The sequence below is a fragment of the Streptomyces sp. NPDC051921 genome (assembly GCF_040680975.1).
Lineage (GTDB): Bacteria > Actinomycetota > Actinomycetes > Streptomycetales > Streptomycetaceae > Streptomyces.
Map to the genome: position 1 here is coordinate 123,536 of NZ_JBFAXU010000018.1, position 25,955 is coordinate 149,490.

A 25,955-nucleotide genomic window follows, 5' to 3' on the forward strand; every position below is an offset into this window, starting at 1 on the left:
GCGGCGCTGGCACGCACGGCAGCGGCACGTACGGTGACACTGTCGTCGCTGCGGAGTGTGACGGTACAACCCGCCCCCGTGTCAAACAGGGAAAGCCCGCAACGGCCACTCGAACGGTAACCCGACTCCTGCCCTTCCTGCCGCCCGGACTCCCGGACGGGCGGGGCGTCCATCCGGCCGGGCCCCCGTCAGAGGCGCCCGAAGCACCAGATCCCGAGCAGGAGGAAGACGGCGCCGAAGACGGTGGTGAGGGCGGCGGCGGCGCGCGGCTCGACCCCGAGCGCGACGGGCTGGCCCTGCCGGACCCGGACGCCCGTCCAGAGCAGCAGCGCGGCCCCGAACAGCACGAACGCCACTCCCGCGAAGACCGCCGGCCCGCTCTCCATGCCCGTACCCCGTTCCGTCGCCCGTGGCTCTTCTGCCCCCGGAGCCGAGGCTGGCACCTCCCGGCGTCGTGGGGGCGAATTCCCGGTGAACGGCGCGGACGGTCCCGAACGGTTTCACGAGGATGGCCGGTACTCCCCCTTGCCCCTCCCGTCCTTCGTCACGTCCTCCGGTCTCCTCGTTCGGTCACCTCCTTCTTCCGTCCGTTCCTTCCTTCTCCTCCTCTCCCCGCACCCGACGCCGTCCCACATGTCGGGTCGCTCACGTCGGGTCGCTCACGTCGGATCGCTCACATATCGCGTCTCTCACATCACGTCGAGCGTGGCGCGTCGCCGGCTGCCCCGCTCGAAGAGGGCGAGCAGCCCGACGGCGAGGACCGCGTAGCCCGCGCCGACCAGGAGCTCGGCCCCGAGCAGCCGCCCGTCGAGGCCGCCGCCCTCGGTCAGCCGGCGCGCCGCGTCCGCCGCGTGGGTCAGCGGCAGCAGCTCACCGGCGAGACGCAGCCCGTCCGGCAGGCTCTCCCTGGGCACGGCGGCGCCCGTCAGGAGCAGCAGCGCCGAGCTCGCCACGTTCGACACCAGGAACACGTCACGGAAGCGCAGCCCGAGCGCGCCGAGCGCGAGCCCGAACGCCGAGCACGCCCCGGCCCCCGCGAGCAGCACCAGACCGAGCCCGGGCAGGGCACCGGCAGGCACGGGCAGCCCGAGCAGCGTCGCGGCGGCCGCGAGCACGAAGGCGCTGACCAGCAGCCCGTTGAGCACGTACGGCAGAGCGCGACCCGCCCACAGCGGGACCCGGTGCCGGGGCGAGAGCAGGACGGCCCCGAGGGTGCCGTACCGGCGCTCGTTGGCGACGGCCATCGTGCCGCCGTACACGCAGGAGGCGGAAGCTGCGAGCACGGCGTTGCCGACAAGGTGGAAACGGGTGTCGGCGACGCCGAGTTCCCGTCCGAGGAACACGAAGAAGAAGACCTGGAGCAGCGGTCCCACCAGCAGCGTTCCGATGAACATGGGCGGGGTCGTCCAGTTGAACAGGGCGCGGTACGACAGGGTCCCGCCGACGAGCAGAAGCCGCGCGGAGCCGAGGAAACGGAACATCTCTGAGGGCCTTTCGGGGGCACGGTCCCGGACGGGAGGTCAGGCGAGGGCGAGGGTGGCGGCGGCCCGCGCCCGCCGCTCCACCCGGCCGAGGACGAGGACGGCGGCCAGGGCGTAGCCGGCACCGAGCGCCACGGCGGCGAGCAGCGGTGTCAGCACGTCCCCGCCCGAGGTCGCCGCGTGCACGGCCCGGGCGCCCCAGGTGGTGGGCAGCGCCCAGGACAACGGATGCGTCCAGGCGGGCAGCACGGTGACCGGCACGAGCAGTCCGGAGAGCAGCCAGACGGGCGTGTCGAGCGGATTGGCCAGGGCGTTGGCGTTGCGCAGCAGGACGAAGGTGGCGGCGAGCAGCAACCCCATCATCCCGAGGGCGAGCACGCAGACCGGCACGGCGACGAGGAAGAGCACCGGGTGTGCGAAGTCCAGCGGCACCCCGAAGAGCACCACACCCCACAACACGGTCGCGCCCATCGCGTACGTGCCGATCACGGCGGTCGCCAGCGTGATCGGGAGCAGCACCAGAGCGAGCGGCGTCGGCGCCACGACCAGGGTCTCCAGGGTGCCGAGCCACCGCTGGTTCTGGACGGCGCCGCCCGAACCGAACAGCACCGAGCCCCAGATGCCCATGAGTCCGGCGCCCACGGAGGCGGTGAGCAGCCGGTCGGGATCCCCGGCGGCGCGGAAGAGGTAGACGGCGAGGGTCGCGTAGACGAGGGGGACGAGGACGGCGAAGGTGATCTCGATCGGGGAGCGCGACATGTACGAGACATGGGTGCGCACCCCGACCCCGACGAGCCGCAGCAGGCGCATCACGCCGGCACCTCCCGCGACTCGGACCTGCCGTCCTCCGACGCCGGGTCCGCTTCCGCCCCCGAGTCCGCCTGCGCCTCCGACGCCGGATCCGCCTCCGACGCCGGGGCCGGCGCGTTCCGGGCGGCTTCCTCCACGATCGCGATGTAGGCGTCCTCCAGAGAGGGTTCGCGGCTGACGACCCGCCCGAGGCGAAGGCCGTCGAGGGCGGCCAGGACCTGTGCGTGCAGCTCCGCGCCGCGGTCGGTCTGCACGGTCAGCGTCTGGGCCGTACCCCGTTCCTCCACGCCCGCGCCCCGTACACCGGGCAGGGACCGGATCCGGTCGAGCCGGTCCTCGCCCGCCCCGTACACCTCGATCTCCAGCACGTCCCGCTCCCCGACACGGGACTTGAGGCTCTGGGGCGTGCCGAGGGCGCGGATGCGGCCGCCCGCGATGACGGCGATGCGGTCGCACAGCTCGTCCGCCTCGGCCATGTAGTGGGTGGTGAGCAGCACGGTGGTGCCGTCGGCGGCGAGGTCGGCGACGGTGCGGCGCAGGTCGCGGGCGGCCACCGGGTCGACGCCGATGGACGGCTCGTCGAGGAACAGCACGTCGGGGCGGTGCAGCAGGCCGCGCGCGATGTGCAGCCGCTGCCGCATGCCTCGCGAGTAGCCCTCGACCCGCTCCCGTTCGCGGCCCGTGAGGCCGACCAGGTCGAGGAGTTCGGCGATCCGTCGCCTCTGGTCGCGGGCCTCGACCCCGTACAGCTCCGCGAAGTAGCGCAGGTTGTCGAGCGCGCTGAGCCGGTCGTAGAGGCCGCGGTCACCACCGAAGACGTAGCCGATCCTGCGGCGCACGGCGACGGGGTCGCGGGCGACGTCATGGCCGAACACCCGCGCCGTGCCGGAGGTCGGCAGGAGCAGGGTGTTGAGCATCTTGATGGTGGTGGTCTTGCCGGCCCCGTTGGGCCCGAGCAGCCCGAACAGCTCCCCGGGTGCCACGTCGAAGGTGACCCCGCGCACGGCCTCGGTCTCGGTCCTGCGCGGCCGGAGCCAACCGGTCCTGCTGGTGTAGGTGCGGCGCAGCGCGTCCGCCTCGATCGCAAGCATGGCGCGGAGTCTGGCCCGGTCGGGCGGGCCCCGGCCATCGATTCGGAAGCCCCCGAATCGTCGGGCGGCAACGCCCGGGCGCCAAGCCCGCACCGGCCCCCCGGCGCCCGAGTCCGCGCAGCCGAGTCCACGCGGCCGAGTCCGCGTGGCCGAGTCCACGCGGCCGAGAGCCGGCGCCGGACTCCCGCACCCTGTGCGCGCCGGACTCCCCTCCCGGGTGCGCAAGCCGGACTCTCCTCCCGCACGCCGGAATCCCCGTCCGCGGACCGTCAGGCGACCGCGCCCAGGACGCCTTCCCCCACGAGCAGCGCGAGCAGCGAACGCCCGGTGTCCGTCAGCTGGTAGTAGACGGAGCGCCCCACCCGGTGCCGGGTGACGACGCCCGCGCCGGCGAGCAGCGACAGGTGCTCGGAGACGGTGCTGGGCGCGAGGCCGAGCCGGTCGGCGAGCCCGGCGGTGGTGAGGGGACCGGCCAGTTCACGCAGGACGGCCGCCCGGCCGCGCCCCAGCAGCAGCCCGAGGCGGTCGTCGGCGGCGGGCTCGACCGGTTCGCGCAGCGCGGCGGCGCCCCTGGCCTGGAAGGAGACGGCCAGGACCTCGGGGTCGTCGGTCGAGTAGAGCCGGCACCCCTCGGCGAAGACGAGCGGCACCAGCACGAGCCGGCGCTCACCCGCCGCGTACTCCGCCTCGACGTACTTGGTCAGTTCGAGCACGGGCCGTTCCCAGCGCGCACGGCTCTCCAGGCCGCTGAACAGCGCGTCGACGCCCTCGGTGGCGAAGGTCCGGGCCCGGACCAGGACTTCGTCCTCGACGAGCCGTCGCATCACCGGCCAGCACGGGGCGACGGCCTCCTCCCACCAGGCGGCGTACGCGTCGGCGAGCGCCGCGCAGGCGGCCTGCGGGTCCGTCAGATACGGCCGGAGGAAGGGCTCGTCGGCCATGCCCGGGTAGCAGACGGCGGCCTGGGCGCGGACGAAGGCGGGATCGGTGGCCCGCAGCAGGTCCAGCTCCTCGTACACGTCCGGGGTGCCGACCGGCCGGGGCAGCAGGAAGTCGGAGACCTCGTACCGCCCTTCGACGAACAGCTCCCGCAGCGGCCGCAGCCGCTCGTCCTCCCGCCACACCGCGCGGGCATGGCCCACCCACTCCTGGTACGGCCAGGACGGGTTCCGCCACGGGAGCTGGAGGTGCAGGGCGCAGAAGGCGTCCCGCAGCGGGCTCATCGCGATCCTGGTCGCGCCGAGCGCGGCCTCGTCGAGCTCGATCCGTATCAAGCGGTACCCCCGTCCACGTCCCCGGCACCGTCCCCGTCCTGGGCGGGCAGCAGGAAGCCCTCCTCCACGAGGAGCCGGATCGCCTGCGGGGTGCGGTCCCGCAGCATGACCGGGTCCTCGCCGGTGATCTGCCCGATGGCGTCGAGGATCCGCCCGGCGCTCAGCGTGCCGTCGCACACGCCGGCGAAGCCGGCGGCGACGTGGTCGACGCGGGTGGCGCGGCGCATTCCGCGGTTCTGTCGCAGCAGCACGTGCTCGGGGTCCTCGGCGCCGGGCAGGCCGACCTGCTCCTGAACGACCTCGTGGGCGAGGACGAAGCGGTCGGCGAGCAGTGCGGCGTCGTCGTGACCGCGCAGATAGTCCTGGCGCTCGAAGTGGGCGCGCACGGTGTCGCCGAGGGGCTGTTCGACGGGGTGCGGCCATTCCTCGAGGACGATCGACGGCTCGACCGCGCCTGAGGCGACGGCGGGGTTCTTGCGGAGGGTGATCCAGCCGAAGCCGATGGCCTTGGTCTTGCGGGCTTCGAACTCGTCGAGCCACCGCCCGTACGCCCGTCGGTACGCGTCCGGGTCGCCGCGGTGCTCACCGCTGTCGCGCAGCCACAGTTCGGTGTACTGGGTGATGTCCTGGACCTCGCGCTGCACGATCCAGGCGTCGCAGCCGCGCGGCACCCAGGAGCGCAGCCGGTCCTGCCACTCCTCGCCCTCGACGTGCTGCCAGTTGGCGAGGAACTGGGCGTATCCGCCGTCGTTGAGGCGCTCTCCGGCCTGCTGCACGAGCGTGCGGCACAGGTCGTCGCCGCCCATCCCGCCGTCCCGGTAGGTGAGTCCGGCGCCGGGGGAGATGACGAACGGCGGGTTGGACACGATCAGGTCGTACGTGTCGCCGTCGACCGGTTCGAAGAGCGAGCCCTCGAGCAGCTCGGCGCCGCGGGCCCCGGAGAGGGCGAGGGTGAGCCGCGTGAAGTCGAGGGCGCGCGGGTTGAGATCGGTGGCGGTGACCAGGGTGGCGTGCTGCGCGGCGTGCAGGGCCTGGATGCCGGAGCCGGTGCCGAGGTCGAGGGCGGTGGCGACGGGCTTGCGGACGGTGATGCCGGCGAGGGTGGTGGAGGCACCGCCGACGCCGAGGACGACCCCTTCGTCCTTCTTGCCGATGCCACCGGCACCGCCGACGGCGCAGCCGAGGTCGGAGACGATGAACCAGTCCTCGCCGTCCGGCCCGCCGTACGGCCGCACGTCGACGGTGGCGTACACGGTGTCGTCCTCGCGGACCAGCCAGCCGTCGGCGAGCGCCTCCTCCAGGGGCACCGCGGCGGCGGCCCGCTCGTGCTCGACGGCCCGCTGGAGCAGGAAGAGGCGGACGAGGGTCTCCAGCGGGGAGTCCCCGCGGGTGGCCCGGAGGGCGGGCACGGTCTCGCTGCGCGCGAGGGCCGCGTAGGCCTGGGCGCCGAGCAGGTCGAGCAGGCCGTCGGCGGTGAAGTCGGCGGCGAGCAGGGCCTCGCGCAGTCGGGCGGCGTGCGTGGGCACCGGAAGGCTGGGGGTCGTGCTGGTCGTACTCACGTGCCCCATTGTGACGGCCGCCACCGACAACCGTCGCCACCGACATCGGACGGGCACAGAGGTGCGGAGTGACGAACGGGCACGGGGACGGGCACGAGCACGGGGACGGGGACATGCCGGAGGGCGGGGCCGACGGACCGGCCGGCCGGCACGCCCGCCGGACCGGCCCGTCTTCCGCGCCCTGGCCCGACTACTCGCTCTTGGCGGAGGCGGACGGCGTGGTGGCCGGGGACGTGGCCGGGGCGCCGGCCTTCGGGGAGGCGCTCGGGGGGACGGAGGCCTTCGGGGTCTGGCAGCCCGGCTGCTTGGCCATGGCCTGGCCGAGTTCGCCGGCTTGGAGCTTCGCGACAGCGTCCTGGTCCATGGTCTGGATCTTCGCCAGGCTGTCGGAGACGACCTTGAGCCCGTCGGCGAACTTCTGCTGGTTCGTCGTGTCGAGCGCGTCGACCTGCTTCTTCAGTCCGTCGTACGCCACGGCCGTGGCGTTGAGCTCCTTGATGGCGTCCTGCTGGATCTTCTCGCCGTTCTCGACGGGAGGCGCCCCCGCGGACTCGACGGCCTTGGCCAGGGCGCGGTCGGCGGCGGCGATGTCCTGGAAGGCCTTCGAGTCGGCGGCCTTGATCGTGACGGGCTTGCTGTCGGCCGCCGTGGAGATGATCAGCTGGTTCGCGTTCGCCCGCTTCTGGATCTGCGGCTGTGCCTGGTCGCAGAAGGTCTTGGCCCAGTCGTTGACCTTGTCGCCCTCGTCGTCGCTGCAACCGGACAGCACGAGCATCAGTACCGCGCCGCCGGACAGTGCGGCCGCAAGCTTCTTGTTCACCGGATCGGTCCCTTCCAAGGCTCTCGGCCCCGGAACATACACGCCGTGCGGGTGACGTCCACCGATCGTGCGACCGTTTCATCCGATATTGCAGCCGTTTGAACCAAACAGACAGGGGCGGACGTCACGTCAGAACGCGACCTCCACCCCTGTTTTGACAGTGACTCATCAAACAGTGCCCGGCGTGGTCCTACGGAGTGACCGCGGCGTCCTTCGACGAGCCGTTCCGATCCGGCGAGTCGTTGCCGACGGCCACCGAACGCCGCTTGGAGACGCGTACGGCAGCCACGACGACGGCGATCGCCACGACGGCGACCAGCGTCCGTACCCACACGCTGGCGTCGTCCCCGTAACTGAACTGCACCACGGCCGGCGCGATCAGCAGGGCGACCAGGTTCATGACCTTCAGGAGCGGGTTGATCGCCGGCCCGGCGGTGTCCTTGAACGGGTCGCCGACCGTGTCGCCGATGACGGTCGCCGCGTGGGCGTCGCTGCCCTTGCCGCCGTGGTGCCCGTCCTCGACCAGCTTCTTGGCGTTGTCCCAGGCACCGCCCGAGTTGGCGAGGAAGACCGCCATCAGCGCGCCGGTGGCGATCGCCCCGGCGAGGTACGAGCCGAGGGCGCCGACGCCGAGGGTGAAGCCGACCGCGATCGGCGCCAGCACGGCGAGCAGCCCGGGCGTGGCGAGTTCGCGCAGCGCGTCCTTGGTGCAGATGTCGACGACCCGCCCGTACTCGGGGGTCTCGGTGTAGTCCATGATCCCGGGGTGCTCGCGGAACTGCCGGCGCACCTCGTAGACCACCGCCCCGGCCGAGCGGGACACCGCGTTGATGGCGAGCCCGGAGAAGAGGAAGACGACCGCCGCTCCGAGCACCATCCCGAAGAGGTTGTTGGGCTGCGAGATGTTCATCGACAGGTTCATCTCGCTCGCCTTCGCCCCGACCTCGGCGACCGAGGTCGCGATGGCGTCCCGGTAGGAGCCGAAGAGCGCGGCGGCGGCGAGGACGGCGGTGGCGATCGCGATGCCCTTGGTGATCGCCTTGGTGGTGTTGCCGACGGCGTCGAGATCGGTCAGGACCTGCGCGCCGGCGCCCTGGACGTCGCCGGACATCTCCGCGATGCCCTGCGCGTTGTCGGAGACCGGGCCGAAGGTGTCCATGGCGACGATCACGCCGACCGTGGTGAGCAGCCCGGTGCCGGCGAGCGCGATCGCGAACAGCGCCAGCATGATGGAGGCGCCGCCCAGCAGGAACGCCCCGTAGACGGCGAGGCCGATCAGCAGGGCCGTGTAGACGGCCGACTCCAGGCCGATGGAGATCCCGGCGAGGACGACGGTGGCGGGGCCGGTCAGCGAGGACTTGCCGATGTCGCGTACCGGGCGCCGGTCGGTCTCGGTGAAGTAGCCGGTGAGCTGCTGGATCAGGGCGGCGAGGACGATGCCGATGGCGACCGCGACCAGGGCGAGGACCCGCGGGTCGCCCCCGTGGGTGGGGATGCCGGGCTCGGTGACGCCCTTGAGGTCGGCGTAGGAGGACGGCAGGTAGGCGAAGACGGCCACGGCCACGAGCCCGAGCGAGATCAGCGCGGAGATGAAGAATCCGCGGTTGATCGCCGTCATCCCGCTGCGGTCGGCGCGCCGCGGGGCCACCGCGAAGATGCCGATCATCGCGGTGACCACGCCGATCGCCGGCACGATCAGGGGGAAGGCGAGGCCGAGGTCGCCGAAGGCGGCCTTGCCGAGGATGAGGGCGGCGACCAGGGTCACCGCGTACGACTCGAAGAGGTCGGCTGCCATGCCCGCGCAGTCGCCGACGTTGTCGCCCACGTTGTCGGCGATGGTGGCGGCGTTGCGGGGGTCGTCCTCGGGGATGCCCTGCTCGACCTTGCCCACCAGGTCCGCGCCGACGTCGGCGGCCTTGGTGAAGATGCCGCCGCCGACCCTCATGAACATCGCGATGAGCGCGGCGCCGAGGCCGAAGCCCTCCAGGACCTTCGGCGCGTCAGCGGCGTAGACGAGCACGACGCAGGACGCGCCGAGCAGCCCGAGCCCGACCGTGAACATGCCGACCACGCCACCGGTGCGGAACGCGATCTTCATGGCCCGGTGGGCGACCGAGGTCAGGTCCTTCTCCGGCTCCCCCTCGGCGGGGGTGGCCTCCCGGGCCGCGGCCGCGACCCGTACGTTCGCCCGTACGGCGAGCCGCATTCCGATGTATCCGGTGGCCGCCGAGAAAAGCGCGCCCACCAGGAAGAACAGAGAGCGTCCGGCCCGCTGCGACCAGTTGTCGGCCGGCAGCAGGAAGAGCAGGAAGAACACGACCACCGCGAAGACGCCGAGAGTGCGCAGCTGCCGGGCGAGATAGGCGTTCGCGCCTTCCTGCACGGCGGCCGCGATCTTCTTCATGGTTTCCGTGCCCTCGCCGGCCGCGAGGACCTGCCGTACCAGGAGCTGTGCCACCACCAGCGCCGCGAGCGCGACGCACGCGATGACGACCACGATCACGCGGTTCCCCTCGGTGAGCACCGCGGCTGCAAGACCCGCCATTCCGTCCTCCTTGACGTCGCGAGGTCAAGACAAGGCGGATTGTAAGGAGGGAAACCTGATCAAAACAGGGCGCCGCAATGGGAATTCCCGAATACCTCACAAGTACCGCCGAATGCGGTAATGGGACGAAAGCATTCGCAGCCGTCCGGGGGATCCGCCAGTGCTCCGTCCGGATCCTGGGAAACAGAGAAGAGGCCCTGCGTGGCAGGGCCTCTTCTCTGGCTTTAAAGCGACTGGGCCGTTCGGGTGGCGGGGCCACCGTGTCGTCAGGCGAGTGGGGCGTCCGGGTTGGCCGGCCAGCTCATCCGGATGGTGCCGCCGTCCTCGCCGGCGCTCACCTCGACGTCGTCGACGAGGCCGCGGATCACCGCGAGCCCCATCTCGTCCTCGCCGTCCGCGTCGTCGTAGTCCTCGGCCGGTGCCGCGTCCCGAGCGCCGGGCACGCCGACGGCGTCGGCGGCCGCCACGCCCGCGCCCGGTACCTCGTCGCCGACCTCGATGGAGAAGATCTTCTCCTCCTCGGTCAGCACGACCCGGACGGGAGTGGTGACCCCGTTGCTCCGATGCAGTCCGACCGCACGGGTACAGGCCTCGCCGACAGCGAGCCGGACCTCGTCGAGGACCGCCTCGTCGACCCCGGCCCGGCGAGCGACCGCAGCGGCCACGAGGCGGGCCGTGCGGACGTGCTCGGGCTGGGCGCTGAAGAGGAGTTCAACGGTGGCCATGTGATCCCCCTGGGATTCTCGGCGACTGCTGCGCGAAGCGGCGGCTGCGCGTGACCTCAGTCGGCGGCGTTGATGGCCTCTTCGACCGACGTGTGGATCGGGAACACCTTGGTGAGCCCGGTGATCCGGAAAATCTTGAGAATGCGCTCCTGGTTGCAGACCAGGCGCAGCGATCCCTCATGCGCGCGCACGCGCTTCAGGCCGCCCACAAGCACGCCGAGACCGGTCGAGTCGAGGAAGTCCACGCCTTCCATGTCGACAACCAGGTGGTAGCTGCCGTCGTTCACCAACTCGACCAACTGCTCGCGCAGCTTGGGCGCGGTATACACATCAATCTCGCCACCGACCTCGACGACCGTACGGTCGCCATTGGGGCCGGGCACAGTGCGAGTCGACAGAGACAGGTCCACGGGTCCTCCAGCACCTAGCTATCGAGCGGCCGTCCCTCGGGTCTCCCGGGCGGAGCCACGGGACGGAACGCCGGCCGCGATGGCATTCAATCACTTACCGGCAGCCATGCACGACGCCTTGGGAGCATTGTCCGTCACGCCGGTGACACACTCGGTGCCGATGGCCGAGAATCACCGCCCCAGCCGACCCGCCGGAGAAACGGGCTACCGCCCCTCTCCCGACGAGGTCCTCGACCGGCTCTCCAGAGGCGAGAGCCGGGCCGCGCGCATCACTCATACGGAGCATCTGCCCGCCCGCGCGGGCCGCCATGCCGTCTGGCCGCACCGCATCCGCGCGGAGGTGATCGCCGCCATCCAGCAGGCCGGGATCGAGCACCCTTGGGCCCACCAGGCCGAAGCCGCCGAGCACGCACTGGACGGCACCTCGGTGGTGATCGCCACGGGCACCGCCTCGGGCAAGTCGCTCGCCTATCTCACTCCCGTCCTCACGACCCTCCTGGACGGCGCCGAGGCCCCGAACGGGCGCGGCGCCACCGCCCTGTACCTGGCCCCCACCAAGGCGCTCGCCGCCGACCAGCGGCGCGCCGTGCGCGAGCTGGCCGCCCCGCTCGGCAACCGGATCCGGCCCGCCGTCTACGACGGCGACACCCCGGTCGAGGAGCGCGAGTGGGTCCGCCAGTACGCGAACTACGTGCTCACCAATCCCGACATGCTGCACCGGGGCATACTCCCGTCCCACCCCCGCTGGGCCTCCTTCCTGCGCTCCCTGCGCTACGTCGTCGTCGACGAGTGCCACACGTACCGGGGCGTCTTCGGCTCGCACGTCGCCCAGGTGCTGCGCCGGCTGCGCCGTGTCTGCGCCCGGTACGGATCCGAGCCCGTCTTCCTCCTCGCCTCGGCCACCTCCGCGGAGCCCGCCCTCGCCGCCGGCCGCCTCACCGGCCTGCCCGTCACGGAGGTCTCCGACGACGCCTCTCCGCGCGGCGAGCTGGTCTTCGCTCTCTGGGAGCCGCCGCTGACCGAGCTGCACGGCGAGCAGGGCGCCCCGGTCCGCCGCACCGCCACCGCCGAGACGGCCGACCTGCTGACCGACCTGACGGTGCAGGGCGTCCGCTCGGTCGCCTTCGTGCGCTCCCGGCGCGGCGCCGAGCTGATCTCGGTGATCGCCCAGGAACGCCTCGCCGAGGTGGACCGCTCGCTCGCCCGCCGCGTGGCCGCCTACCGGGGTGGCTATCTACCCGAGGAGCGGCGCGCCCTGGAGCAGGCCCTGCACTCCGGCGAGCTCCTCGGCCTGGCCGCCACGACCGCCCTGGAGCTGGGCGTGGACGTGTCGGGCCTGGACGCCGTGGTGATCGCCGGCTATCCGGGTACACGTGCCTCCCTGTGGCAGCAGGCGGGCCGCGCAGGCCGCTCGGGTGAGGGCGCGCTCGCGGTCCTCGTCGCCCGGGACGACCCCCTGGACACCTTCCTGGTCCACCACCCGGAGGCGATCTTCCGCCAGCCGGTCGAGTCGACCGTCCTCGATCCCGACAATCCTTACGTCCTCGCCCCCCATCTGTGCGCGGCGGCCTCTGAGCTGCCGCTGACCGAGGCCGACCTGGCGCTCTTCGGCCCGGCCGTGCCCGACCTGCTGCCCCAGCTGGAATCCGCCGGGCTGCTGCGCCGCCGTTCCACCGGCTGGTACTGGACCCGCCGGGAGCGGGCCGCCGACCTCACGGACATCCGGGGCGGCGGCGGCAGTCCGGTCCGGATCGTCGAGGCCGGCACCGGCAGACTGCTCGGCACGGTCGACGAGGCCGCCTCGCACACCGCCGTCCACGAGGGCGCCGTCCACCTCCACCAGGGCCGCACCTATCTGGTCCGCGAACTCGACCTGAAGGACTCCGTGGCCCTCGTCGAGCAGGCGAACCCTCCTTACTCGACCACCGCCCGCGACACCACCGCCATCTCCGTCCTGTCCACCGACACCGAGATCCCCTGGGGAGCCGGCCGCCTCTGCTACGGCTCCGTCGAGGTCACCAACCAGGTCGTCTCCTTCCTCCGCCGCCGCCTGATCACCGGCGAGGTGCTCGGCGAGACCAAGCTCGACCTGCCGCCCCGCACCCTGCGCACCCGGGCCGTGTGGTGGACGGTCACCGAGGACCAGCTGGACGCCGCCCGGATCAACCCGGAGATCCTCGGCGGAGCCCTGCACGCCGCCGAGCACGCCTCCATCGGCATGCTGCCGCTGTTCGCCACCTGTGACCGCTGGGACATCGGCGGCGTCTCCGTCCCGCTGCACCCCGACACGCTGCTGCCGACCGTCTTCGTCTACGACGGGCACCCCGGCGGCGCCGGCTTCGCCGAGCGCGCCTTCCACACCGCCCGCTCCTGGCTCACCGCCACCCGCGAGGCCATCGCGTCCTGCGAGTGCGACTCCGGCTGCCCCTCCTGCATCCAGTCCCCCAAGTGCGGCAACGGCAACGACCCGCTCCACAAGCGCGGTGCCGTCCGTCTGCTCACCGAACTCCTCCGAGAGGCTCCGGACGAGGGGCCTGCGGAGGAGGGGGAGCCGGATCCGCCGACGGAGCGTCAGGGCGCGGCGGCCCCGGAAGGCCCTGCGGATCCGGAATCGCCCACGGGGCCGGAGGGCCGGCTCTCGACCTGACCTCAGTGGTCCACGGGCCGAGGGACACGCTCGCGCTGACGTCCGCGACGTCCTCGCGGACAAGGCAGCGCGTCAGGGCCGCGCCCTGGGCGGTCGCCACGCGAGTGGCGGCGGCGCAGGCGTCCGTCTCGCCCCACAGGGCCCGGTCGGCGGCGGCGAGGGCGGCCAGGTCGGCCGCGCCGCCCGCCCGGTGCCTGGCGGTGACCGCCTGTCCGAGCGCGAGGACCGCGGCGAACACCACGCAGAGGGCGCACGCCACGAACGCGGTCCACACCGTCGCCACTCCGCGGTCGGCCCGGCCCCGTCTCATGACACCGCCTCCCCCACCGTGTCCTCGGCGAGCGCCGCGGCCCCTGCCCGGAGCGTCAGTCCCAGGCCGCCCGGACCGGGCGCCGTCGCTTCCACCGTCACCCGCCACAGCTCGCCCTCCCGTACGACGCTGACCCGGGCGGCCTCGGGCGCGGCGGCTCTCGCGGCGGCCTCGGCGGCCGCGACCGGCTCCGAGCGGGCGACCGCCCGCGCTCCCGCCCTGGCCGCGTCGACGCACCGGATCTGCGCGGCGGCCGCGGCCAGCGCCCACAGCAGGGCCGCCGTGAACAGGACCAGGGCCGGCAGCGCGACCGCCGCCTCCGCGGTCACCGAGCCCCGGTCAGAACGGCGCATCGAGGGCCTTCCCGATCACCGATTCCAGGGCCTTGGAGACCGCGCCGCTGGTGAGGACCTTGTAGAGCACGGCCGCGAAGGCCGCGGCGGCGATCGTGCCCATCGCGTACTCCGTCGTGCTCATTCCCGCGTCCCGTCCGGCCGCCGCCTTCCGGACCGCCCACCAGGCGCGCATGCGCCGCATGACCTTCATTCCACACTCCTCGTGTCGTCGGTGTCGCTTCGTTCGTGTTCATGTGCCGGCGAGCAGTCCGCTCGCCAGGCCGATCACCACCGGGGCCACCCCCACCGCCAGGAAGGCCGGCAGGAAGCACAGGCCGACCGGCGCGGTGATCAGCACCTCGGCCCGCTGGGCCCGGGCCGCCGCCGCGCGGGCGCGGGCCGCCCGGAGGGCCTCCGCGTGCCGCGCCACGGCCTCGGCCGCAGGCGCTCCGGAGGAGGCCGCGCGCTCCAGGCAGCGGGCCAGTCCCTCGGCGCCGGGTATGTCCCCGAACCTCCGCCACACCTCGGCCGGTTCGCCCCCGAGCCGCAGCTCGGCCGCCGTCCGGATCAGCCGCTCCCCGATCGGCCCGCCGAGCGACCTGCCCACCGCCTCGGCGGACTCCCCGGGTCCGGCTCCCGCCGAGGCGCAGGCCGCCAACAGGTCCGCTGCGAGCGGCAGCTGACGTGCCGTCTCCGCGTCGTCGACAGCACCCGGGGCCTCCTCGCGCGAGCGCCGTGCCCGCCAACGCCGCAGGCCCCAGGCGGCGGCGACACCCGCCAGAAGTCCGAGGAACCCGCCGATCAGCGCGTAGCCGGCGAGACCGAGCGCACACGGCACTCCCCAGCCCCGCAAGCGGGCCGGGATCACCGGCCTCCGGGCCCGGGCGATCGGCGCCACGGCGAACAGTCCGGTGATCCTCCGCCGGGCCCGCCGGGCGCGGCGGCGGTCGGCGAGCGCACCGCCCACCGCCGCGAGGCCGCAGAGCGCCGCGAGGAGCACCGTCACGGCCGCTCACCTCCCCGCACGATCCGCGCCGCCCACCACAGTCCGACCGCCTCCAGGACCGCGCCGATGGCCAGGCAGACCAGGCCGGCGGGGGTGTGGAGCAGCACCCGCAGCGGGCGGGCGCCCAGGGCGGCGCCGAGGCCGAGCCCGGCGACCGGCAGCACCGCGAGGACCGCCACCGTCGCCCAGGCCCCGGCCAGTTGGGCCCGCAGCCGCTCCCGCTGGTCCCTGTGCGCCCGCAGCGCGGCCTCCAGCCGGTCGAGGCCGGCGGCGAGACCCGCGCCGCCGTCGACGGCGACCTGCCAGCAGGCGGCCATCCCGGCCAGGCCGTCGGCCCCGTCCTGCCGCGACGCCCGTCGCAGCGCCGCCGGGACGTGCCCGCCGAACCGGGCCGCCGCGAGGACCGCGGCCTCCTGGTCGCCGAGCGCGCCCGTCGTCCGCGCCGCGAACGCCAGCGCCTGGGCGGGCTGCCAGCCGGCTCTCAGCTCTCCCGCGACCGCCCCGCACAGCGCCAGCACCCCGTCGGACCGCGCCTCCCGATCGCGCCTCGCCTCGGACCTCCTCAGTCCGCGTCCCACCAGCGGCACCGCCACCGCCCCCGCGAGCAGTGGCAGGGGTGAGGCGCCGAGGAGCGAGACCGCCGCCGCCATCGGCAGGCACAGCCACTCCCGCCGCCCGTGCACCGCGCTCCACCAGCGGGCGACGGCCGCCGCCCAGGGCGCCTCCGGGCCACCGGGCAGCGCCAGGACCGCCCGGGCCCTGCGGAGCGCACGCTCCCGTTCGGCCGCCCACCACAGCGCGAGCACCACGCACAGCACCGCCGCGCCCTGTGCCGGAAGGCCGCCCGGCACCGTCACCGCCGTCACCGCTCCCCTCCGATCAGGGACCCCAGCCGCTGCCAGCCCCGCTCCCGCTCGAACCCGCAGGCGGCCCAGCGCAGCGCGGGCACCGTCACCACCAGCCCGTCCCGGTCCCGTTCGAGGACGTGCACCTCGGCGATCCGGCGGCGCCCCGAGCGGTCGCGCACCAAATGGAGGACCGCCGACAGTCCGGCACCCAACTGGCTGTGCAGCGCGGCCCGGTCGAGCCCCGCGGCGGTGCCCAGGGCTTCCAGGCGGGCAGGCACGTCGGCCGCCGTGTTGGCGTGGAGAGTCCCGCAGCCCCCTTCGTGACCCGTGTTCAGGGCGGCCAGGAGGTCGACCGCCTCGGGCCCGCGGACCTCACCGACCACGAGCCGGTCCGGCCGCATCCGCAGCGCCTGCCGCACCAGGTCCCGCAGGGTCACGAGCCCGGCACCCTCCTGGTTGGGCGGGCGCGCCTCCAGGCGCACCACGTGCGGGTGGTCGGGACGCAGTTCGGCCGAGTCCTCGGCGATCACGATCCGCTCCCGCGGGCCCACCAGGCCCAACAGGGTGGACAGCAGGGTCGTCTTGCCCGATCCGGTGCCGCCGCTGACCAGGAACGAGACACGGGCCTCGACGAGCGCCCGCAGCACCGGCTCGCCGCCCGGCGGGACGGTGCCCGCCTCGGTCAGTTCCCCCACGGAGAAGGCCCTGGGCCGCACCACCCGCAGCGACAGACAGGTCGAGCCGACCGCGACCGGCGGCAGGACCGCGTGCATCCGGGTGCCGTCCGGAAGCCGGGCGTCCACCCAGGGCCGGGCGTCGTCGAGGCGCCGCCCTGCCACGGCCGCGAGTCGTTGCGCCAGTCGCCGTACCGCCGCCGCGTCCGGAAAGGTCACCCCGGTCGGTTCGAGTCCCGTGCCGCGGTCCACCCAGACGCGATCGGGCGCGGAGACCAGGACGTCGGTGACCCGGGGGTCGGCGAGCAGCGGTTCCAGCGGCCCCGTGCCGACCAGCTCGCTCCGCAGCTCCTCGGCGGCACCGAGCACTTCGGCGTCCCCCAACAGCCGGCCCTGGGCCCGCAGCGCGGCCGCGACGCGTGCCGGGGTCGGTTCGGCGCCGCTCTCCGCGAGCCGCTGCCGTACGGCTTCGAGCAGCCCCGCCCCGCTCATGCCGCGCTCTCCGGCACGAGCACACGCTGCCAGAACGCGGCGCAGAAGCGGGCGAGCCCTCCACGGGTGTCGGCGCCGGGTGGCGGGCCGCCCTCGCCGGCCGCCGAGAGCCCCGGGTCGTCGGGGAGTTCACCGGCGAGCGGCAGCCGCAGGGCGTCGGCGATCCAGGCCTCGTCCAGCCCGGGTGCGTAGGGGCCGCGCACGACCGCCCGCAGATCGCGCAGGACCGGGCCGACCGCCGTGGCCACCCGGTGGGCGGCGGTGACGGCGCGCAGCTCGCCGGGAACGAGCAGCAGTCCCAGGTCGAGCTGGGCGAGGGCCTCGGTGACGGCGTCGTCGACCCGTCGGGGCAGGTCGACGACGACCACTCCACCGCGTCGGCGGGCCGCGGCGAGCATCGAGCGCATGGCTTCGGGCGGCACGAGGACCGGGTCGCCCCGATCCCAGCTGAGCACGCGCACGCCGCGCACGGAGGGCAGTGACTCCTCCAGGGCCCCGCCCGCGACACGTCCCTTCGAGGCGGCGAAGTCGGGCCATCGCCGGCCTTCGACGCGCTCCCCGCCGAGCAGGACGTCGAGTCCGCCGCCGAGCGGGTCGGCGTCGACGAGGAGCGTGCGCTGCCCGGCCCGCGCGGCGGCGAGCGCCAGGGCGCAGGCGAGGGTCGAGGCCCCGGCGCCGCCGCGGCCGCCGATGACTCCGACGGTCGGCGCCTGCCGGCCGCCCCCTTCGACGGCGTCGGCGATCAGGTCGACGAGACGGCCCTCGGCGCCGGGCAGGAGCAGGACGTCCTCCGCCCCGCTCTCCACGGCACGCCGCCACACGGCCGGGTCGTCGCGCTCCCGGCCGACGAGCAGCACGCCCGGCCGGCGAGTGGCGCCGCGGCAGCGGGCCGCCGCGTCGTCGCCGACGAGGACGAGCGGCGGGTCGGTCCAGCCCGCCCGGCGCTCGGGCACGGTGTGGTGCACCTCGGGCTCGGCGCCCGCGGCGGCGCACAGCCGCAGCATGTCGTCGAGGAGCGCGAGGTCCTCGGTGACGATCAGCGGCCTGGCCGGCCGCACCCCTTCGCCGTCCGCGCCCGGGCGTACGGCGGACCCACCGCGCACCGGCGTTCCGGAAGCCTTCGATCCCTCCACGGCACACACCCCTCACGTGATTCCTGCGGTCCGCGAACTTCGCGACCGGAATCACCGTGCAGCCATCTCGGAAATCTTGTGGATCTTGCTCAAAAACTGTGGATAACCCCGCGCTTGTGAATAACTCCGCCACCCGAACCGGTACTGCTCGGAGAGCACTCCGTCGACTACTCTGAGTGACGAATCGGGAAGTCTCGCGGCCGTCCGGGCGCCGTCGGCGTGCGGGCCGGGAGGAGGGGTGGAGATGGTGGAATCACGGACCAAAACGTGTCCGGACATGCGACGACCCCCGCCGGGGGGGAGAGCGGGGGTCGTCTCTCCGGCCGACTCGGGGGGGGAGGAGCCGGTCCGGGTTAGCACGGTCGCGAACGATCCGTGACTTCCATGGTGTACCCGAGAGCCTTCTCAGGCAAACCCACGCGCCCCAGCGTACGCCGAATGGCGGGCACCTATGCTCGGGCTCGTGGAAAACCACTCGATGCCGCGCGCAGCCGCCTTCTTTGACCTGGACAAGACGGTCATTGCGAAGTCCTCGACGCTGACCTTCAGCAAGTCCTTCTACCGGGGCGGACTGATCAGTCGCCGTGCCGCGTTGCGGACGGCCTACATCCAGTTCGTGTTCCTGGTCGGCGGAGCCGATCACGACCAGATGGAGCGGATGCGCGAATATCTTTCCGCGCTCTGCAAAGGCTGGAACGTGGCACAGGTCAAGGAGCTCGTCGCGGAGACCCTGCACGACCTGATCGACCCGATCATCTACGACGAGGCGGCCTCTCTCATCGAGGACCACCACGCCGCCGGCCGGGACGTGGTGATCGTCTCGACCTCCGGGGCCGAGGTGGTCGGGCCGATCGGAGAGATGCTCGGCGCCGACCGGGTGGTCGCCACGCGGATGGTGGTCGGCGAGGACGGCTGCTTCACGGGCGAGGTGGAGTACTACGCGTACGGGCCGACCAAGGCGGAGGCGGTCCGCGAGCTCGCGGAGTCCGAGGGGTACGACCTGTCGCGCTGCTACGCCTACAGCGACTCGGCGACCGATCTGCCGATGCTGGAGGCCGTGGGCCATCCGTACGCCGTGAACCCCGACCGGTCCCTGCGCCGCGAGGCGGCCGCCCGGGACTGGCCGATCCTCGTCTTCGACCGGCCGGTCCGGCTCAAGCAGCGCCTGCCGGAGTTCCGGATGCCGCCTCGGCCCGCCCTCGTCGCCGCGGCGGCCGTGGGAGCCGCGGCGGCCACCGCGGGGCTCGTCTGGTACGCCAGCCGCCGCAGGCAGGCGGCCCTGACGCGGGCCGCGCGGACCGCCTGAGTCCGCACTCTTGCCGATCGCTTTGCCCGGATTTGGGGTGAAAGTAAAGAAGCGGATCCAGGACTTTCGCTTCGATCCGGACAGGAGTAGAAAGGAATCAGGCCCGCGAGACCTAGGACATCCGAGAGGATCACCTGTTGAGCAGAACGGCCCCACGGACCTGACGCACAGAAACCTGGCACCCACGCGACGTCGACCCTTCGATTAAGGGCCAGCCGCACCAGGCGTAGGGCAAAGTTCCCCGCCTGATGGGCACATATCGAGGACGCTTGGTAACTGGGTAGACGTGCCAGCGGCGGTACCGAAGTCTGGTACCGCCGCAACCCGTGTCCGGGGCCCGCTCAGGCCGCGCCGCGCTGCAGCGCCTCACACACGGCCGTCGACTCCCGCACCCCGAGCTCCACCGCGCGCCCGCAGTGCGCGATCCAGGCGCCCATGCCCTCCGGAGTCCCCGACAGGTACCCGTCGAAGGCCGCCAGATAGGCCGCCCGGCCCAGCTCCGCGTGCCCGACCTCGGCCGGGCAGATCGCCTTCGGGTCGAGGCCGCTGCCGATCAGCACGATCCGCTCCGCGGCGCGCGCGACCAGGCCGTTGTGCGAGGTGAAGGGGCGCAGGGCGAGCAGCTCGCCGTGCACGACGGCGGCCGCGACCAGGGCGGGGGCGCCGCTGCCGGCGATGATCAGGTCGGCGAGTCCGTCGAGCCGGCCGGAGACCTCCGCCGGGTCCGGCAGCGGCGCCTCGATCAGCGGCTCGTCCACCGGCTCGCCCGCGTGGCGCGGACGGCCCGTCGAGTCACGCGGCTCGCCCTCGGCGACCAGGTGCAGCCGGGCGAGCACCCGCAGCGGCGACTGGCGCCAGATGGAGAGCAGCTGGCCGCACTCGGCGCTCAGCCGCAGGGCCGCGCCGACCGTGCGAGCCTCGACGTCCGCGCTGAAGTCGGTACGCCGGCGGACCTCCTCCAGGGCCCAGTCGGCGCCCGAGAGCGCGGCCGAGGCACGCGCCCCGCGCAGCGCCGCCTCGGAGGTGATCTCGTTGCTGCGGCGGCGCATCACACGGTGGCCGTAGACCCGGTCGACGGCCTTGCGTACGGAGTCCACCGAGTCGGCGACGCCCGGCAGGGAGCCGAGGGCGGCCAGGGGGTCAGAGGCGTGCGTACTCATAAGTAGGGAGGCTACGCGCCCGGGGGGCCGCGCCCCACCTTGGAGTGGTCTTCTTCACGCACCTTGACCACGAGGCGCGAGCATGCCACTACGCTAGGTGAACATGAAGATCGCTTTCGTGGGGAAGGGCGGCAGTGGCAAGACGACGCTGTCCTCGCTCTTCATCCGACACCTCGCCGCCGCCGGAGCCCCGGTCGTCGCGGTCGACGCCGACATCAACCAGCACCTCGGAGCCGCGCTCGGCCTCTCCGACGAGGAAGCGGGGGCGCTGCCCGCGATGGGCGCGCACCTGCCGCTGATCAAGGAGTACCTGCGGGGCTCCAACCCGCGGATCGCCTCCGCGGACACGATGATCAAGACGACGCCGCCAGGGGAGGGTTCGCGGCTGCTCCGGGTCCGCGAGGACAACCCGGTCTACGAGGCCTGCGCCCGGCCCGTGCCGCTCGACGATGGCACGATCCGGCTGATGGCGACGGGCCCGTTCATGGAGTCGGACCTCGGCGTGGCCTGCTACCACTCGAAGGTCGGCGCGGTGGAGCTGTGCCTGAACCACCTGGTGGACGGGCCGGACGAGTACGTGGTCGTCGACATGACGGCCGGCTCCGACTCCTTCGCCTCCGGCATGTTCACCCGCTTCGACATGACCTTCCTGGTCGCCGAGCCGACCCGCAAGGGCGTGTCCGTCTACCGCCAGTACAAGGAGTACGCGAGGGACTTCGGGGTCGCCCTGAAGGTCGTCGGCAACAAGGTGCAGGGCGCGGACGACATCGACTTCCTGCGCGCCGAGGTCGGCGACGACCTCCTGGTGACGGTCGGCCACTCCGACTGGGTCCGCGCCATGGAGAAGGGCCGCCCTCCCCGATTCGAGCTCCTGGAGGCCGCCAACCGCACGGCCCTCCAGTCCCTCCAGAACGCGGCGGACGACTCGTACGCCCACCGCGACTGGGAGCGCTACACGCGCCAGATGGTCCACTTCCACCTGAAGAACGCCGAGAGCTGGGGCAACGCCAAAACGGGGGCCGACCTGGCGGCGCAGGTCGACCCCGGGTTCACCCTCGACGAACGACTGGCCGTCCCCCAGCCCAGCTGACACCCACGCCCTCCACCGCCGGGCGGAGTCCGGCGCAGCACCCCGAAGCCGGGCAGGCGCCCCGGCGCCGAACGGCGCGAGGAGGGCGAAGAAGCCGGGGCCGGGGGCCGACCTGGCGGCGCAGGTCGACCCCGGGTTCACCCTCGACGAACGCGGAGCCGTGGGGACGGTTCAGTGCTGGGGGGCGGGCTTGGCCGCCGCGGGGGCGCCGGCCGGAACGGCCGGCTGGGCGGCCAGGAAGGACTTCCAGCCGGCCGGCGGGGCCTCGCCGACCTTCAGGGTGCGGAGCTTGGCGACGACGGCCGGGTCCTGGGCGTCGAGCCAGTCGGCGAGCTGACGGAAGGAGACGCACTCGACGTCCTTCTGGACGCAGACCTTGGCGATCGTCTCCTCGATGGCGCGCATGTACGTGCCGCCGTTCCAGGACTCGAAGTGGTTGCCGATGATCAGCGGCGCGCGGTTTCCCCGGTACGAGCGCTCGAAGGCCTGCACGAGGCCGTCGCGCATCTGGTTGCCCCAGTACTCGTGCATCGACGGGTTGCCCTTCGTCGTGCCCGACTGGTTCACGAGGAAGTTGTAGTCCATCGAGAGGGTCTGGAAGGCGCGGCCGGGGACCGGGACGAGCTGCATCGACAGGTCCCACAGGCCCTCGTCCTTCTTGGGCCAGATCTGGTCGTTGACGCCGCTCGTGTCGTAGCGGAAGCCCATCTGCGAGGCCGCCCGGACGAAGTTCTTGCGGCCCTCCAGGCACGGCGTCCGGGCGCCGACCAGCTCCTTGTCGTAGTCGAACGGGAGCGGCTTCTCGTCCTTCAGGCCGGCGTTGGTCTTCCAGTTCTTGACGAAGGACTTGGCCTGGTTGATCTCGCTCTTCCACTCGTCGACCGACCAGGTGCCCACACCCCCGTCGCTGCCGCAGAAGTGCCCGTTGAAGTGTGTGCCGACCTCGTTGCCCTCCTCCCACGCGCCGCGCAGTTCACGCACGGTGTCGCGGATGCCCTGGACGTCGTTGAAGCCGATGTCGGAGCGGCCCGGGGAGTGCTGCGGCGGGTCGTAGAGCTCGCGCTTGTCCTCCGGCAGGAGGTACACGCCGCTGAGGAAGTACGTCATCGTCGCGCCGTAACGCTTGCCGACCTTGCGGAAGTGCGAGAAGAGCTTCTGGCTGTCCTCGCCCGCGCCGTCCCAGGAGAACACCACGAACTGCGGCGGCTGCTGACCGGGGGCCAGCTTCCGCCAGACCGGCTGGTGGGGCTGGGCGCCGGTGAAGGCGGTGGAGCCGTCGCCGATCAGCCGCACCGCGTTCTGCGGGGCCGCGGCCGGGGCCTTCTTGGCGCCCGTGTCGCCCCGCGCCCCCGCGGGGCCCGAACCGCCGGAGCCCGGACCTCCGGAGCCCGAGCAGCCGGCCAGGCCGGACGTCAGTGCGATGGCGAGGGCACCGACGGCGAGCACCCTCTTCCGGACAGTGTTCCTTCTCCCGGCGCTGCTCCCGGCGACTGACATCCGCCCACCTCTTTTCCGCTTCTCGGATTTCCGTACAAGCGGCGTCAACCTCGCACCAGGACGGCCGAAGAGCGTCAACGACAAGCGGCACGGCTACGTTCTGTCACCGGAACCGGTGAATCCTTGCCCCGTTTGCCCCGAAAATAATGCCGCACTCTTTACTCTCCATTACCATCCATTTACCGAGCGTTGCCTCGGAACTGCCCCCTGTTCATCGATGGACCCGCCGCTGCACCCCGCACGAGCCGCGACCGCGCTGCCCCGGAGGAGACGGGAACATGACCCTTTGCACCCCTGACCGCACCACCACCCGGCCCCGCATCCAGCGGCCGCACAGTCCGCCGGACGGCCCACGCCGCCGCTTCCGCATCGCCGGCGCGGACCTGTCCGCGTCCGTCGCCGTCTTCCTGATCGCGCTGCCGCTCTCCCTCGGCATCGCCCTCGCCACCGGCGCGCCGCTCCAGGCCGGCCTGGTGGCCGCCGCCGTCGGCGGCATCGTCGCCGGGCGCCTCGGCGGCTCCCCGCTCCAGGTCAGCGGCCCCGCCGCCGGACTGACCGTGGTCACCGCCGAGTTGATCCAGCGCTACGGCTGGCGCACCACGTGCGCCATCACGGTCCTCGCCGGCCTCGCCCAACTCGGCCTGGCAGCCCTCAGAGTGGCCCGCTCCGCCCTGGCCGTCTCCCCCGCCATCGTGCACGGCATGCTCGCGGGCATCGGCGTCACCATCGCCCTCGCCCAGCTGCACATCGTGCTCGGCGGCAATCCGCAGAGCTCCGCCGTCGACAACGTCCTCGGCCTGCCCGCCCAGCTGGCGCACACCTCCGCCGCCGCGCTCGTCGTGAGCGCCCTCACCATCGGCCTGCTCCTGCTCTGGCCGCGTCTGCCCGGCCGTACGGGACGGAAGCTGCGCGCGGTGCCCGCCGCGCTCGTCGCGGTGGCCGCCGCCACGGGCGTCGCGACGCTCGCCGGGCTCGGCGTGCCGCGGGTCGACCTGCCCTCGTGGAGCAGCCACGCGCTGCCCGGGCTTCCTGAGGGGCCGCTCCTCGGGATCGCGGCCGGGGTGCTCACCATCACGCTGGTGACCAGCGTGCAGTCGCTGCTGTCCGCCGTCGCCGTCGACAAGCTGGTGGCGAAGCGCGCCGCCGACACCGGAGTGTCCGCCGCCCCCCGCTCGCGGCTCGACCGCGAACTCGCGGGCCAGGGCGCGGCGAACATGGTGTCCGGGGCGCTCGGCGGCCTGCCCGTGGCCGGAGTCGCGGTGCGCAGCGTCGCGAACGTCTCGGCGGGGGCCGTCAGCCGGAACTCGTCGATACTGCACGGCGTGTGGATCGTGCTCGCGGCGCTGCTGCTCGCCCCGGCCCTCGACCTCATCCCGCTGTCCGCGCTCGCCGCCCTCGTCATGGTCGTCGGCATCCAGATGGTCAGCATCACGCACATCCGCACCGTCACCCGTCACCGTGAAGTCCTGGTGTACATCGTGACGCTGGCGGGTGTGGTGTTCGTCGGCATCCTGGAGGGCGTGGCCGTCGGGATCGCGGTGGCGGTCGCCGTCGCGCTGCACCGCCTGGCCCGCACCCGGATCACCCGGGAAGAGACGGACGGACGCCATCTGGTGCGCATCCGAGGTCAGTTGACCTTCCTCGCGGTGCCCCGGCTGAGCCGGGCCCTGCACCAGATCCCCTCGGGCGCCGACGTGGTGGTGGAGCTGGACGGCTCCTTCATGGACCACGCGGCGTACGAGGCACTGCACGACTGGCAGACCGCGCATCTGGCCCGTGGCGGCGCGGTGGAGACGACCGGCCCCTCCGGCGGTCGGCTCGCCGACCCAAGCCAGGCCCTCACCGCGCCGGACGCGTCCGGCGACGGAGCCGGGTCGGAGTCCGGCAGGCACCCTTGCTGCCGCCCGTGGACGCCGTGGCGCAACCACCAGTGCGGAGAGCAGCGGTCCGCCGACGGCGCCGCCGGCCCGGACGAGGCTGCCGGCGCCGACGAGACGGCGGCCACCGGGCACCGGTTGGCGAGCGGCATCGGCGCCTTCCAGCGGGACACGGCACCGCTGGTGCGGGACGAGCTGGCGCGCCTCGCGCGGGAGGGGCAGCGACCCTCGCAGCTCTTCCTGACCTGTGCCGACTCCCGGCTGGTCACCAGCATGATCACGTCGAGCGGCCCGGGCGACCTCTTCACCGTGCGCAACGTGGGCAATCTGGTCCCGCTGCCCGGCGAGGAGAGCGGGGACGATTCGGTGGCCGCGGCCATCGAGTACGCGGTGGAAGTGCTGCGGGTCGAGTCGATCACGGTCTGCGGCCACTCCGGCTGCGGCGCGATGCAGGCCCTGCTGAACAGCGGCCCGGACGATCCGCCCAGCCCGCTGCGGCGCTGGCTGCGGCACGGCAGGCCGAGCCTGGCGCGGATGGCGAGCCGTCGGCACGCCTGGGCCAGGATCTCCGGGCGGCTGCCCGCGGACGCGGTCGAGCAGCTGTGCCTGACCAATGTGGTGCAGCAGCTGGAGCACCTGCGGGCGTACGAGCCGGTGGCGCGGCGGCTCGCCGAAGGCACGCTGACGCTGCACGGGATGTACTTCCACGTGGGCGAGGCCCAGGCCTATCTGCTGGCCGGCACGGACGAGGTGCACAGCTACGACGACGTCTTCAACCACGTGCCGCCCGCGTCGGGGCGGACGGAGTCCGGGACGGAGGCGAGGGAGATCGCCCGCGCGTCCTGAACCTTCCGTTCCGTTCGTC

22 protein-coding genes and 1 pseudogene are annotated in these 25,955 nt (G+C 73.2%); 4 read left to right on the forward strand and 19 right to left on the reverse strand.

Annotated features, from left to right (window positions below; all coding sequences use genetic code 11):
* Positions 1-188: 188 nt before the first annotated feature.
* From AB0M16_RS23770 to AB0M16_RS23815, 10 genes are all read right to left on the reverse strand, one after another.
* Positions 189-386: a hypothetical protein gene (locus tag AB0M16_RS23770; RefSeq protein WP_365346036.1), complete on the reverse strand. Its 198-nt coding sequence runs from the start codon at positions 384-386 to the stop codon at positions 189-191.
* 303 nt (positions 387-689) lie between these two features.
* Positions 690-1,481, reverse strand: a complete 792-nt coding sequence (locus AB0M16_RS23775; protein WP_365346038.1) for an ABC transporter permease — start codon at positions 1,479-1,481, stop codon at positions 690-692.
* A gap of 39 nt (positions 1,482-1,520) precedes the next feature.
* Positions 1,521-2,291 carry an ABC transporter permease gene (locus AB0M16_RS23780; RefSeq protein ID WP_365346152.1) on the reverse strand — a complete coding sequence of 257 codons (771 nt, stop codon included), beginning with the start codon at positions 2,289-2,291 and terminating at the stop codon, positions 1,521-1,523.
* Entirely contained in the window at positions 2,291-3,382 is a 1,092-nt protein-coding gene (locus AB0M16_RS23785) for an ABC transporter ATP-binding protein (RefSeq protein ID WP_365346040.1), read from the reverse strand. The genes AB0M16_RS23780 and AB0M16_RS23785 overlap by 1 nt, the downstream gene beginning before the upstream one ends.
* A gap of 269 nt (positions 3,383-3,651) precedes the next feature.
* Entirely contained in the window at positions 3,652-4,656 is a 1,005-nt protein-coding gene (locus AB0M16_RS23790; protein WP_365346042.1) for a helix-turn-helix domain-containing protein, read from the reverse strand.
* Entirely contained in the window at positions 4,653-6,224 is a 1,572-nt protein-coding gene (locus tag AB0M16_RS23795) for a methyltransferase (protein WP_365346045.1), read from the reverse strand. The genes AB0M16_RS23790 and AB0M16_RS23795 overlap by 4 nt, the downstream gene beginning before the upstream one ends.
* 181 nt (positions 6,225-6,405) lie before the next feature.
* Positions 6,406-7,035: a small secreted protein gene (locus AB0M16_RS23800; RefSeq protein WP_365346047.1), complete on the reverse strand. Its 630-nt coding sequence runs from the start codon at positions 7,033-7,035 to the stop codon at positions 6,406-6,408.
* Positions 7,036-7,225: 190 nt separating this feature from the next.
* Positions 7,226-9,580, reverse strand: a complete 2,355-nt coding sequence (locus AB0M16_RS23805; protein ID WP_365346049.1) for a sodium-translocating pyrophosphatase — start codon at positions 9,578-9,580, stop codon at positions 7,226-7,228.
* A gap of 266 nt (positions 9,581-9,846) precedes the next feature.
* Positions 9,847-10,305 carry an ATP-binding protein gene (locus AB0M16_RS23810; RefSeq protein ID WP_365346051.1) on the reverse strand — a complete coding sequence of 153 codons (459 nt, stop codon included), beginning with the start codon at positions 10,303-10,305 and terminating at the stop codon, positions 9,847-9,849.
* Positions 10,306-10,361: 56 nt separating this feature from the next.
* Positions 10,362-10,715 (reverse strand): STAS domain-containing protein, encoded by a 354-nt coding sequence (locus tag AB0M16_RS23815; RefSeq protein ID WP_265865258.1) that lies wholly within the window; start codon positions 10,713-10,715, stop codon positions 10,362-10,364.
* Between the two features lie 79 nt (positions 10,716-10,794).
* On the opposite strand from AB0M16_RS23815, the gene AB0M16_RS23820 reads away from it, so the two are divergent.
* Positions 10,795-13,362, forward strand: coding sequence for a DEAD/DEAH box helicase (locus tag AB0M16_RS23820; RefSeq protein ID WP_365346053.1), 2,568 nt, complete (start codon positions 10,795-10,797; stop codon positions 13,360-13,362).
* A gap of 40 nt (positions 13,363-13,402) precedes the next feature.
* On the opposite strand, the pseudogene AB0M16_RS23825 reads toward AB0M16_RS23820, so the two are convergent.
* From AB0M16_RS23825 to ssd, 7 genes and pseudogenes are all read right to left on the reverse strand, one after another.
* A pseudogene (locus AB0M16_RS23825) lies at positions 13,403-13,672 on the reverse strand (Rv3654c family TadE-like protein); the annotation flags it as partial.
* On the reverse strand, positions 13,669-14,025 hold the full coding sequence (locus AB0M16_RS23830) for a TadE family type IV pilus minor pilin (RefSeq protein WP_365346055.1): 357 nt from the start codon (positions 14,023-14,025) through the stop codon (positions 13,669-13,671). The pseudogene AB0M16_RS23825 and the gene AB0M16_RS23830, both read right to left, overlap by 4 nt.
* The gene (locus tag AB0M16_RS23835; RefSeq protein WP_365346154.1) at positions 14,012-14,209 is read right to left on the reverse strand and encodes a DUF4244 domain-containing protein; all 198 of its coding nucleotides are present in this window, start codon (positions 14,207-14,209) and stop codon (positions 14,012-14,014) included. The genes AB0M16_RS23830 and AB0M16_RS23835 overlap by 14 nt, the downstream gene beginning before the upstream one ends.
* Before the next feature lie 48 nt (positions 14,210-14,257).
* Entirely contained in the window at positions 14,258-15,007 is a 750-nt protein-coding gene (locus AB0M16_RS23840; protein WP_365346156.1) for a type II secretion system F family protein, read from the reverse strand.
* A 2-nt stretch (positions 15,008-15,009) separates the two neighbouring features.
* Positions 15,010-15,870, reverse strand: coding sequence for a type II secretion system F family protein (locus AB0M16_RS23845; RefSeq protein WP_365346158.1), 861 nt, complete (start codon positions 15,868-15,870; stop codon positions 15,010-15,012).
* 5 nt (positions 15,871-15,875) lie between these two features.
* The gene (locus AB0M16_RS23850; protein WP_365346057.1) at positions 15,876-17,027 is read right to left on the reverse strand and encodes a TadA family conjugal transfer-associated ATPase; all 1,152 of its coding nucleotides are present in this window, start codon (positions 17,025-17,027) and stop codon (positions 15,876-15,878) included.
* Positions 17,024-18,130, reverse strand: a complete 1,107-nt coding sequence (gene ssd, locus AB0M16_RS23855; RefSeq protein ID WP_365346160.1) for a septum site-determining protein Ssd — start codon at positions 18,128-18,130, stop codon at positions 17,024-17,026. The genes AB0M16_RS23850 and ssd overlap by 4 nt, the downstream gene beginning before the upstream one ends.
* 481 nt (positions 18,131-18,611) lie before the next feature.
* On the opposite strand from ssd, the gene AB0M16_RS23860 reads away from it, so the two are divergent.
* Positions 18,612-19,466 (forward strand): HAD-IB family hydrolase, encoded by an 855-nt coding sequence (locus AB0M16_RS23860; protein WP_365346059.1) that lies wholly within the window; start codon positions 18,612-18,614, stop codon positions 19,464-19,466.
* 341 nt (positions 19,467-19,807) lie between these two features.
* Here the strand turns inward: AB0M16_RS23860 and AB0M16_RS23865 are convergent, their stop codons facing one another.
* On the reverse strand, positions 19,808-20,626 hold the full coding sequence (locus AB0M16_RS23865; RefSeq protein WP_365346061.1) for an oxidoreductase: 819 nt from the start codon (positions 20,624-20,626) through the stop codon (positions 19,808-19,810).
* 103 nt (positions 20,627-20,729) lie between these two features.
* Here AB0M16_RS23865 and AB0M16_RS23870 point away from each other — a divergent pair, with 103 nt between their 5' ends.
* Positions 20,730-21,716 carry an ATP-binding protein gene (locus AB0M16_RS23870; protein WP_365346063.1) on the forward strand — a complete coding sequence of 329 codons (987 nt, stop codon included), beginning with the start codon at positions 20,730-20,732 and terminating at the stop codon, positions 21,714-21,716.
* 171 nt (positions 21,717-21,887) lie between these two features.
* Here AB0M16_RS23870 and AB0M16_RS23875 read toward each other — a convergent pair whose 3' ends face one another.
* Complete coding sequence (locus AB0M16_RS23875; RefSeq protein WP_365346065.1) at positions 21,888-23,213, reverse strand: hypothetical protein; 1,326 nt, start codon at positions 23,211-23,213, stop codon at positions 21,888-21,890.
* A 278-nt stretch (positions 23,214-23,491) separates the two neighbouring features.
* Between AB0M16_RS23875 and AB0M16_RS23880 the strand changes: the two genes are divergently transcribed.
* The gene (locus tag AB0M16_RS23880) at positions 23,492-25,936 is read left to right on the forward strand and encodes a SulP family inorganic anion transporter (protein ID WP_365346067.1); all 2,445 of its coding nucleotides are present in this window, start codon (positions 23,492-23,494) and stop codon (positions 25,934-25,936) included.
* Positions 25,937-25,955 lie beyond the last annotated feature (19 nt).

Bases quoted from the DNA above. Each gene is read 5' to 3' on its own strand.
- AB0M16_RS23770 (WP_365346036.1), bottom strand. From the start codon at position 386: ATGGAGAGCGGGCCGGCGGTCTTCGCGGGAGTGGCGTTCGTGCTGTTC.
- AB0M16_RS23775 (WP_365346038.1), bottom strand. From the start codon at position 1,481: ATGTTCCGTTTCCTCGGCTCCGCGCGGCTTCTGCTCGTCGGCGGGACC.
- AB0M16_RS23780 (WP_365346152.1), bottom strand. From the start codon at position 2,291: ATGCGCCTGCTGCGGCTCGTCGGGGTCGGGGTGCGCACCCATGTCTCG.
- AB0M16_RS23785 (WP_365346040.1), bottom strand. From the start codon at position 3,382: ATGCTTGCGATCGAGGCGGACGCGCTGCGCCGCACCTACACCAGCAGG.
- AB0M16_RS23795 (WP_365346045.1), bottom strand. From the start codon at position 6,224: ATGGGGCACGTGAGTACGACCAGCACGACCCCCAGCCTTCCGGTGCCC.
- AB0M16_RS23805 (WP_365346049.1), bottom strand. From the start codon at position 9,580: ATGGCGGGTCTTGCAGCCGCGGTGCTCACCGAGGGGAACCGCGTGATC.
- AB0M16_RS23810 (WP_365346051.1), bottom strand. From the start codon at position 10,305: ATGGCCACCGTTGAACTCCTCTTCAGCGCCCAGCCCGAGCACGTCCGC.
- AB0M16_RS23820 (WP_365346053.1), top strand. From the start codon at position 10,795: ATGGCATTCAATCACTTACCGGCAGCCATGCACGACGCCTTGGGAGCA.
- AB0M16_RS23830 (WP_365346055.1), bottom strand. From the start codon at position 14,025: ATGCGCCGTTCTGACCGGGGCTCGGTGACCGCGGAGGCGGCGGTCGCG.
- AB0M16_RS23835 (WP_365346154.1), bottom strand. From the start codon at position 14,209: ATGCGGCGCATGCGCGCCTGGTGGGCGGTCCGGAAGGCGGCGGCCGGA.
- AB0M16_RS23850 (WP_365346057.1), bottom strand. From the start codon at position 17,027: ATGAGCGGGGCGGGGCTGCTCGAAGCCGTACGGCAGCGGCTCGCGGAG.
- AB0M16_RS23860 (WP_365346059.1), top strand. From the start codon at position 18,612: ATGCTCGGGCTCGTGGAAAACCACTCGATGCCGCGCGCAGCCGCCTTC.
- AB0M16_RS23865 (WP_365346061.1), bottom strand. From the start codon at position 20,626: ATGAGTACGCACGCCTCTGACCCCCTGGCCGCCCTCGGCTCCCTGCCG.
- AB0M16_RS23870 (WP_365346063.1), top strand. From the start codon at position 20,730: ATGAAGATCGCTTTCGTGGGGAAGGGCGGCAGTGGCAAGACGACGCTG.
- AB0M16_RS23875 (WP_365346065.1), bottom strand. From the start codon at position 23,213: ATGTCAGTCGCCGGGAGCAGCGCCGGGAGAAGGAACACTGTCCGGAAG.
- AB0M16_RS23880 (WP_365346067.1), top strand. From the start codon at position 23,492: ATGACCCTTTGCACCCCTGACCGCACCACCACCCGGCCCCGCATCCAG.